This window comes from Curtobacterium flaccumfaciens (genome assembly GCF_051548005.1).
In the GTDB taxonomy this organism is placed as follows: Bacteria; Actinomycetota; Actinomycetes; order Actinomycetales; family Microbacteriaceae; genus Curtobacterium.
This window is the reverse complement of record NZ_JBPUGH010000147.1, coordinates 1-8486: the sequence shown is the minus strand read 5'-3', so window position 1 is coordinate 8486 and position 8486 is coordinate 1. Positions and strand designations below refer to the sequence as shown.

9 protein-coding genes and 1 pseudogene are annotated in these 8486 nt (G+C 70.3%); 5 read left to right on the top strand and 5 right to left on the bottom strand.

What is annotated here, in order from left to right; translation table 11 throughout:
- From ACSW7Y_RS14400 to ACSW7Y_RS14390, 3 genes are all read right to left on the bottom strand, one after another.
- Positions 1 to 965: aldo/keto reductase (locus ACSW7Y_RS14400; protein ID WP_438126933.1), on the bottom strand; the 965-nt coding region annotated here is incomplete at its 3' end.
- Entirely contained in the window at positions 962 to 1528 is a 567-nt protein-coding gene (locus ACSW7Y_RS14395; RefSeq protein WP_438126932.1) for a TIGR03086 family metal-binding protein, read from the bottom strand. The genes ACSW7Y_RS14400 and ACSW7Y_RS14395, both read right to left, overlap by 4 nt.
- Before the next feature lie 338 nt (positions 1529 to 1866).
- Positions 1867 to 2427, bottom strand: a complete 561-nt coding sequence (locus ACSW7Y_RS14390; protein ID WP_058743086.1) for a YceI family protein — start codon at positions 2425 to 2427, stop codon at positions 1867 to 1869.
- A gap of 196 nt (positions 2428 to 2623) precedes the next feature.
- Here ACSW7Y_RS14390 and ACSW7Y_RS14385 point away from each other — a divergent pair, with 196 nt between their 5' ends.
- Together ACSW7Y_RS14385 and ACSW7Y_RS14380 are read left to right on the top strand one after the other, a co-directional pair.
- On the top strand, positions 2624 to 3628 hold the full coding sequence (locus ACSW7Y_RS14385) for an aldo/keto reductase family protein (protein WP_438126931.1): 1005 nt from the start codon (positions 2624 to 2626) through the stop codon (positions 3626 to 3628).
- A gap of 192 nt (positions 3629 to 3820) precedes the next feature.
- Positions 3821 to 4600, top strand: a complete 780-nt coding sequence (locus tag ACSW7Y_RS14380) for a polyprenol monophosphomannose synthase (RefSeq protein WP_438126930.1) — start codon at positions 3821 to 3823, stop codon at positions 4598 to 4600.
- 9 nt (positions 4601 to 4609) lie between these two features.
- Here the strand turns inward: ACSW7Y_RS14380 and ACSW7Y_RS14375 are convergent, their stop codons facing one another.
- Positions 4610 to 4864: a DUF7218 family protein gene (locus ACSW7Y_RS14375; RefSeq protein ID WP_290131963.1), complete on the bottom strand. Its 255-nt coding sequence runs from the start codon at positions 4862 to 4864 to the stop codon at positions 4610 to 4612.
- Positions 4865 to 4888: 24 nt separating this feature from the next.
- Positions 4889 to 5224 (bottom strand): DUF3140 domain-containing protein, encoded by a 336-nt coding sequence (locus tag ACSW7Y_RS14370; protein ID WP_438126929.1) that lies wholly within the window; start codon positions 5222 to 5224, stop codon positions 4889 to 4891.
- Positions 5225 to 5350: 126 nt separating this feature from the next.
- Between ACSW7Y_RS14370 and ACSW7Y_RS14365 the strand changes: the two genes are divergently transcribed.
- The 3 genes and pseudogenes from ACSW7Y_RS14365 to ACSW7Y_RS14355 all read left to right on the top strand — a co-directional run.
- Complete coding sequence (locus ACSW7Y_RS14365; RefSeq protein WP_438126928.1) at positions 5351 to 6574, top strand: zinc-dependent alcohol dehydrogenase; 1224 nt, start codon at positions 5351 to 5353, stop codon at positions 6572 to 6574.
- A complete protein-coding gene (locus tag ACSW7Y_RS14360) occupies positions 6571 to 7509 on the top strand; it encodes an SDR family oxidoreductase (RefSeq protein WP_438126927.1) in 939 nt (312 codons plus the stop codon). The genes ACSW7Y_RS14365 and ACSW7Y_RS14360 overlap by 4 nt, the downstream gene beginning before the upstream one ends.
- An 83-nt stretch (positions 7510 to 7592) precedes the next feature.
- Positions 7593 to 8486: pseudogene (locus ACSW7Y_RS14355) on the top strand (hypothetical protein); the annotation flags it as partial.

Below are 8486 nucleotides of genomic sequence, written 5' to 3'. Positions count from 1 at the left end.
GTGTAGGCCTGCTCGAGCCGCGCGATCTCGTCCTCGCTGAGCTCCATCGAGGACGCGGCGACCGCGTCGTCGATGTGGTGCTCCTTCGTCGCGCCGACGATCGGCGCGCTGACCACGGACTTCCCCGCGACCCAGGCGAGGGCGACCTGCGCCATCGGGACGCCGCGCTCGTCGGCGACCTGTGCGACCGCGTCGACGATCGCGCGGTTCGCGTCCTCGTCCTGCCTGTAGAGGGTCTTGCCGAACTCGTCGGTGTCGGCGCGCGAGCCGGACCCCTGCGCGTCCCAGGGGCGGGTGAGTCGTCCGCGCGCGAGCGGGCTCCACGGGATCACGCCGACACCCGTGTGCGCGCAGAACGGGTGCATCTCGCGCTCTTCCTCGCGCTCGAGGAGGTTGTACTGGTCCTGCATGGCGACGAACCGCGTCCAGCCGTGCAGCTCGGCGACGTGCTGCATCTCGGCGAACTGCCACGCCCACATGCTGCTCGCGCCGATGTAGCGCGCCTTGCCGGCCTTGACGACGTCGTGCAGCGCCTCCATCGTCTCCTCGACGGGCGTGTGCGGGTCGAACCGGTGGATCTGGTACAGGTCGACGTAGTCGGTGCCGAGCCGGGTCAGCGAGGCGTCGATCTCGTGCATGATCGCCGCGCGGGAGAGCCCGGCGCCGTTGCGACCGGGCCGCATCCGGTTGAACACCTTCGTGAAGACCTGGACGTCCTCGCGCGGCGCTATCTCCTTGAGGAGCTGGCCCGTGATCTCCTCGCTGCTGCCGGCGGAGTACACGTTCGCGGTGTCGAACGTCGTGATCCCGGCCTCGAACGCGCGGCGGACGAACGGACGGGCCTCGTCGATGCCGACGCTCCACTCGTGCGACCCCTTCGCCGGGTCGCCGTAGGACATCATGCCGAGGATCACGCTGCTGATCTCGAGGCCCGTGGAGCCGAGTCGTGTGGTGTCGGTGGTCATGCGTCCACCCTGGCATCGCGCCCTGTGACCGCGAGGAGGCGGACCTGCAGCGGGGCGTCGTCGGGGACCTGCACGGGCGGTGCGTAGAGGCCGGTGGCGGCGAGGTCCTCGATCTTCGGCTCGAACCGGTGCCAGACGGCCTCGACGAGCTCGGCGGGGAGCGTCTCGTCCGAGCCCGTCGCGCGTGCGAGGTCCCAGGTGTGGATGGTGATGTCGCTCGTCTGCTCGGCGAGGTAGTCGGACGCGGGCACGACGTCCGTGCTGAGGTGCACCGGCACGTCGGCGGGCGCGTCGCGCCACGCGGCGGTCGCCCGGGTGGCGTGCTTCGACCACTCGGCGGTGAGGTCGTCGCCGATCGGTTCGAGGTCGGCCTCGGCCTGGGCGTACTCGCACCCGGTCAGCAGCAGGGGGATCCAGCGCTGCTCGTCGACCACGTGGGCGACGAGGTCGCGGGTGGTCCACTCGGAATCGGGGGTGGGGGCGTCCCAGTCGGTGACTGCGGCGACGCGGCGGCCGAACTCGGCGGCTGCGAGGGCCTGCAGTGCGATCCAGTCGGTGGCCATGCGGGTGCTCCTGTCCGTGGTGCGGGTCGTGCGGCGGGGGTCGCCGTGGACCGGAAGCCGTTCCGGTCCACGGCGGGCGCCACGATCCGGAACCCGTGCTCCGGTCCGGCGATTCCCGTGCTCCACACGCTACTGCGCCTGGACCCTCGACGAGTGGCCGCGGCCGGATGTGTGGACAGGTCCCGGGGACACGACGACGCCCCGGCTCCGTGGGGGAGGAGTCGGGGCGTCGAGGCGGGTGCTGCAGTGCTGCTGTTCGGTGTCCTCAGGTCGCGCGGGTCAGGCGGACCTCAGGCTTCGGCGTCCGGCCGAGCCGGTGTCACCGGGGTGCGTGGTGCTCAGGCCGCCTGGAGGACGAACTGCACGTCGAGGTTGATGGTCACGTCGTTGCCGAGCGTGAAGCCACCGGCCTCGAGCGCAGCGTTCCAGTTCACGCCGAACTCGGTGCGGTCGATCTTGGTGGTCGCCTCGGCGCCCAGCTTGACCTGGCCGTAGCCGTCGGTGGTGACGCCACCGAACTCGGTCTTGAGGGTGACGTTCTTGGTGACGCCGCGGAGCGAGAGCTCGCCGTCGATGAGCATGTCGTCGCCGTCCTCGCGGATGCCGGTCGACTTGAAGGTCATCTGCGGGTGCTCCTCGGCGAGGAAGAAGTCGCCGGTCGCGAGGTGCTGGTCGCGCTGCTGCTGCTTGGTGTTGACGCTGGCGACGTCGATCGAGGCCTCGAGCGTGGAGTCGAGCGGGTTCTCGGCGGTGACGAGCGTGGCGTCGAAGCGCTCGAACGAGCCCTTGACCTTGCTGATGGCGAGGTGGCGCACCGAGAACGTGACCTCGGAGTGCGTCGGGTCGATCTTCCAGGTGCCGGTCTGGTAGCCGGGGATGGCGGAAGCGGTGAGCGTCATGGTGTGTCCTTCGAACGGTGTCTGCGGTCCCGAGCAGCCACATGTACTCCATGCGCCTGCATCGACTTGAACTGTACGCCATTCTGCACCCGTTTGGTTGAAGCGTCAACCAATTCTTCGCGAACACGGTGCGGCCGGTCAGCCGGGTACCGGCACGGCCCCTCTGGGGCGGCCCGGAACCGCTAGCGTCGAGAGCATGGAATTCAGGTACCTGGGCAACTCCGGACTCAAGATCTCCGAGATCACCTACGGCAACTGGCTGACGCACGGCTCGCAGGTCGAGAACGACGTCGCGTCCCAGTGCGTGCGGGCAGCGCTCGACGCCGGCATCACCACGTTCGACACGGCCGACACGTACGCGAACACCGCGGCCGAGACCGTCCTCGGCGAAGCACTCAAGGGCGAGCGTCGGCAGTCCCTCGAGGTCTTCACGAAGGTGTACTGGCCGACCGGGCCGAAGGGTCACAACGACACCGGCCTCAGCCGCAAGCACATCATGGAGTCGATCGACGGTTCGCTCGAGCGCCTCCAGACCGACTACGTCGACCTCTACCAGGCGCACCGGTACGACCACGAGACCCCGCTCGAGGAGACCATGCAGGCCTTCGCCGACGTCGTCCGGCAGGGCAAGGCGCTCTACATCGGCGTGAGCGAGTGGAACGCCGAGCAGATCCGCGCCGGGGCCGCGCTCGCGAAGGAGCTCGGCTTCCAGCTCATCTCGAACCAGCCGCAGTACTCGATGCTCTGGCGGGTCATCGAGGGCGAGGTCGTCCCGGCCTCGAAGCAGCTCGGCCTCTCGCAGATCGTCTGGTCGCCCATCGCGCAGGGCGTGCTGACCGGCAAGTACAAGCCGGGCCAGCCGCTGCCGGAGGGCTCGCGCGCCACCGACGAGAAGGGCGGCGCCGACATGATCAAGCGGTTCATGCGCGACGAGGTCCTCGAGGCCGTCCAGCGCCTGCAGCCCGTCGCCGACGAGGCCGGGCTCACGCTCGCCCAGCTCGCGATCGCGTGGACCCTGCAGAACGAGAACGTCGCCTCGGCGATCGTCGGCGCCTCGCGTCCGGAGCAGGTCACCGACAACGTCAAGGCGTCCGGTGTGCGGCTCGACGCCGACGCGCTGGCCGCGATCGACGCGGCGCTCGGGGACATCCCCGAGCGCGACGTCGCGAAGACGGTGTCGCCCGCCTCGCGCGTCGCCTGATCGGCGGTCCGGCGGACGGACGGGAGGCACGGTGCGGGCTCCGCACCGTGCCTCCCGTCGTCCGTGCGGCCGGGTGTGCTCCCAGGCACTGGTCAGCGCGTTCGTAGAGACCCTGTCCGGGTTCGAAGAGGCGTCCCGGCGCCTTCGCACCGTGCGGCCGATATGTTGGCTCCGCGAGCAAGGAGCACCACCATGAACGAGTCACTGGTCATCATCCCGACGTACGACGAGGCGGAGAACATCCGTCCGATCGTGGGCCGCACCCTGGCCGCGACCGACGACACGGTGCACGTGCTGGTCGTGGACGACAACTCGCCCGACGGCACCGGCGACATCGCCGACCACCTCGCGACCGAGACCGACCGGGTGCACGTGCTGCACCGCACCGTGAAGGACGGCCTCGGCGGCGCCTACCTCGCCGGCTTCGCGTGGGGGCTCGAGCACGGCTACGACAAGCTCGTCGAGATGGACGCCGACGGCTCCCACCACCCCGAGTACCTGCCCTGGATGCTCGAACTCGCCGACACGAACGACCTCGTCCTCGGTTCCCGCTGGGTCAGGGGCGGCCAGGTCGAGAACTGGCCGTGGTACCGCGAAGCGCTCTCCCGCGGCGGCAACCTCTACACCCGCCTCGCGCTCGGGATCGCGGTCCGCGACGCCACCGGCGGGTTCCGGGTCTTCACCCGCAGCGCGCTGGAGCGGATCGAGCTCGCCGGGATCGCGTCGAAGGGGTACTGCTTCCAGGTCGACCTGTGCTGGCGTGCCCTCGAGGCCGGGCTGCACGTGGTGGAGACGCCGATCACGTTCACCGAACGTGAGCACGGGGTGTCGAAGATGAGCGGCAACATCGTCCGCGAATCCCTGACCCTGGTCACCAAGTGGGGCATCGACCGACGCCTGCGGGAGGTCACCTCACTCGTGCGCCACCACCACCGCCTGCCCTCCGTCCGTCGGAACGCCCACGTGGCGTGACGTCCGGTGTCAGTGGTTGCGCAGGGCGTCGATCAGGTCGCTCTTGCGCTTCGACGAGTACCCGGTGAGTCCGAGCTCCTTCGCCCGCTTCCGCAGGTCGGCGACCGTCCAGTCGTCGTAGGAGCCGGACTCACCGCCCTTCTTCCCGACGGCCTTCGTGCCGCGGGCGGCGGCGGCGTTGCTGATGCGCGCGGCCTTCTCCTTCGAGGCGCCCTCCTTGCGGAGCTCCTCGTACATGTCCGGCTTCTTCAACTGGTTCGGCATGGCCCGGAGGGTACGCCGCAGCCCTCAGTCCTTCTCGGGGTCGTTGCCCCAGTTCATGAGCGACCACCGCCACTTCGTGTCGTGCACGTCGCCCTTCGGCCGCTGCTTCGAGTGGCGAGCGACGTACCCGACGACCTTCTTCATGTGGGCGTAGTCGTCGTCGGTGTAGTCGCCCTGCTTCTTCTCGAGGATCCGCACGATGTGCCGGCCGCTCTCGTGCCCGGTCGACTCGCCACCGCCGTCGGACTTCTGCCCGACCTCTTTCGACTCGTCGGTGTCGAGCCACTTCTTCAGTTCCGACGCGGTCATGTTCACGGCGTCCGCGAAGTCGTCGCGGATCTCCTTCTGGTCGTCGCTCATGCTCCGACCCAACCCGGTCAACCTGACCGTCGACGTGCGGTGCGCCCAGCGGACTGACCCTCCGCGTCCTCGGAGCGGTCGACGGGTTGTGTGGTCTCGCGAAACCCCACGAAGGAAGAGGAAGACATGCGCGCAGTCGTCTGGCACGGCATCGGGGACATCCGACTCGACGAGGTCCCGGAGCCCACCATCCAGCACCCCGAGGACGCGATCGTCCGCATCACCAAGAGCGCGATCTGCGGGACCGACCTGCACTTCGTCCGCGGCACGATGGCACCGATGGACGAGGGCACGATCCTCGGCCACGAAGCGGTGGGCGTCGTCACCGAGGTCGGCGACGCGGTCCGCGGCTTCAGCCCCGGTGACCGCGTGGTCATCAACTCCACGATCTCCTGCGGCGCCTGCCGGTACTGCCGGATGGGCAAGACGGCGCAGTGCGACGTCGCGAACCCGAACGGGCCGCAGGCGGGCACGAGCTTCTTCGGCGGCCCGCAGTCCACCGGCCCGGTCAACGGCCTGCAGGCGGAGTACGTCCGCGTCCCCTGGGCCCGGAACACCATGCATCCGCTGCCCGAGAACGTCAGCGACGAGCAGGCCATCCTGCTCTCCGACATCTTCCCGACCGGCTGGTTCGGTGCGGAGCTCGCCGGCGTGACCCGCGGCGACGTCGTCGTGGTGTTCGGCGCGGGCATCGTCGGCCAGTTCGCCGCTGCGTCCGCCTACAAGCTCGGCGCCGCCCGCGTCATCATCGTGGACGGCGAGGAGACCCGGCTCGCCGCCGCCCTCGAGCAGCACTGCGAGGTCGTCAACTACAACACCGAGGACCCGGTGCAGGCGATCATGGACCTCACGAACGGCATCGGTGCGGACTGCGTGATCGACGCGGTCGGGATCGACGCGGAGCGCCCGAAGCACGGACCGGCAGCGGTCGACGACCAGCAGGCGGCGGACTTCGACGACGAGGTCGCCCAGGTCGCGCCGGACGCCTCCGCGAAGGGACGGGGCGAGGAACAGCAGTGGAAGCCGGGCGACGGGCCGTCGCAGGCCGCGCGCTGGGCGGTCGCGTCGGTCGCGAAGTACGGCCGGATCGGCATCATCGGCGTCTACGGGCCGACCGCTGAGCAGTACCCGATCGGCGAGGCGATGAACAAGAACCTCACCATCCGGATGGGGAACTGCGATCACCACTCGGTGACGCCCCCGCTGATCGACATGGTCGCAGCGGGACAGTTCGACCCCACCGCGCTGATCACCGAGCACGAGCCGATCGGCTCTGCGATCGAGGCGTACGAGGCCTTCGACCGCCGCGAGCCGGGCTGGATCAAGGTGGAGCTGGAGCCGACCCGATGAGCGCGGAAGACCAGGCAGCGCCCTCCGACCAGGCAGCGCCCTCCGACCAGTACGGCTGGGCGGACCCGCGCACCCGCTACCCGGACGTGTCACCGGAGCCGCAGACGCAGGCCGAGCCGGGCCTCCAGTCCGAGATGACGCCGGTACCCGACCTGGGTGAGGCGACGTACCGGGGTACCGGCCGGCTCGCGGGCCGGAAGGCCCTCGTGACCGGTGGCGACTCCGGCATCGGCGCAGCCGTCGCGATCGCGTTCGCCCGCGAGGGCGCCGACGTGGCGATCGCGTACCTCCCCGAGGAGCAGTCCGACGCCGACCACGTCGTCGAGCAGATCGAGGCAGCGGGTCGCACCGCGGTCGCCGTCCCCGGCGACCTACGCGACCGCGGGTACGCGAAGGAGCTCGTCGAGCGGGCGGTCGAGGGGCTCGGTGGCCTCGACGCACTGGTCAGCGTCGCGGGCAAGCAGCGCTGGCAGCCGGACCTGCTCGACATCACCGACGAGCAGTTCGAGGCGACCTTCGACGTCAACGTGTTCGGCTTGTTCCGGCTCGTGAAGGCGGCGCTCCCGCACCTGCAGCCCGGGTCGACGATCACGACGACGGCCTCGATGGAGGCGTACAAGCCGGCGCCGGACCGGCTCGACTACGCGGCGTCGAAGGGCGCGATCAACAACTTCTCGAAGGGGTTGTCGCAGCTGCTGGTCGAGCGGGGCATCCGGGTGAACGTCGTGGCGCCCGGACCGACGTGGACGGTGCTGCAGCCGAGCGGCGGGGTCGACCCGTCGACGCTGCCCGAGTTCGGGTCGAGCGAGTCGCCGATGGGTCGCGCCGCGCAGCCGGCCGAGCTGGCTCCCGCGTACGTGTTCCTCGCCTCGCAGGAATCGAGCTACGTGGTCGGCGAGACGCTGAACGTGAACGGCGGCATGGTCACGCCCTGACACGCGTTCCCCGTCGGGACCGTCTTGGTACTGTCCTGGGTGCGCGGTCGGGGTGGCCGCGCATCCAGGCACAGGGGGACGCCATGAGCACCACACCGCCGCACGATCCGCACGGGCGTGCGGGCCGACCGGACGACGAGGACGAGCGGGACATCCCGCAGGAACCGGACAGCCAGCGCGAGCGGCCGTCCGACGACACGCAGCAGGCCGGTTGGGGCCAGCCACGTACTGATCCGGCGCAGCCCGGCGGTCCGCAGCCGTGGCAGGGCGGACAGCCGCAGCAACCGTGGCAGGGCGGACAGCCGCAGCAGCCGTGGCAGGGCGGACAGCCGCAGCAGCCGACGCCGCAGCCGTGGCAGGGAGGGCCCCCGAGCGGCGCGTACCTTCCGCGCGGTCCCGTGCCGGGTGCGTCGGCCCCGCCGACGAGACGATCCCGTGCCACGGCGGTCTGGGTCTCGGCCGTCGCAGTCCTCGTCGTCGCGCTCGTCGCGGTGGGACTCCGCTTCGCGTTCGCGACGAGCGACCGGACCGCGGCCGAGGGGCAGCTGACCCCGACGAGCACCGCGGACCCGAGCGAGGACGCCTCGGCGGTACCGACGCAGCCGTCCGCTCCGGCCGACGCGGGCGCGGACTCCGGCTCCGGCTCCGGCTCCGGTGCGACCGCGGCCGCGGCCGAGGTCCAGCGCGAGGTCGACTCGATGCTCCGCGAGTACCCCCTGCCCGCCCGGGTCGACTCGATCACGGAGCTGACCGACATCGAGGCACGCGGCACGACGATCTTCTACCAGTACACGATCGCGGCGTCGGTCGACTCCGCGTCGATGAGCGAGACCACCGCCCGTCGGACGATCACGAACACCGCGTGCACCAACGACGGCTTCCGAGCGATCATCGACGACGGGGTCACGCTGCAGTACCAGTACCGCTTCGCGAGCGATCAGCACACGTTCGACTTCGACGTCACCGCAGCCGACTGC

What these genes read in the sequence shown, in the direction of transcription:
- ACSW7Y_RS14395 (WP_438126932.1), bottom strand. Translation starts at nt 1,528, where the DNA reads ATGGCCACCGACTGGATCGCACTGCAGGCCCTCGCAGCCGCCGAGTTC.
- ACSW7Y_RS14390 (WP_058743086.1), bottom strand. Translation starts at nt 2,427, where the DNA reads ATGACGCTCACCGCTTCCGCCATCCCCGGCTACCAGACCGGCACCTGG.
- ACSW7Y_RS14385 (WP_438126931.1), top strand. Translation starts at nt 2,624, where the DNA reads ATGGAATTCAGGTACCTGGGCAACTCCGGACTCAAGATCTCCGAGATC.
- ACSW7Y_RS14380 (WP_438126930.1), top strand. Translation starts at nt 3,821, where the DNA reads ATGAACGAGTCACTGGTCATCATCCCGACGTACGACGAGGCGGAGAAC.
- ACSW7Y_RS14375 (WP_290131963.1), bottom strand. Translation starts at nt 4,864, where the DNA reads ATGCCGAACCAGTTGAAGAAGCCGGACATGTACGAGGAGCTCCGCAAG.
- ACSW7Y_RS14370 (WP_438126929.1), bottom strand. Translation starts at nt 5,224, where the DNA reads ATGAGCGACGACCAGAAGGAGATCCGCGACGACTTCGCGGACGCCGTG.
- ACSW7Y_RS14365 (WP_438126928.1), top strand. Translation starts at nt 5,351, where the DNA reads ATGCGCGCAGTCGTCTGGCACGGCATCGGGGACATCCGACTCGACGAG.
- ACSW7Y_RS14360 (WP_438126927.1), top strand. Translation starts at nt 6,571, where the DNA reads ATGAGCGCGGAAGACCAGGCAGCGCCCTCCGACCAGGCAGCGCCCTCC.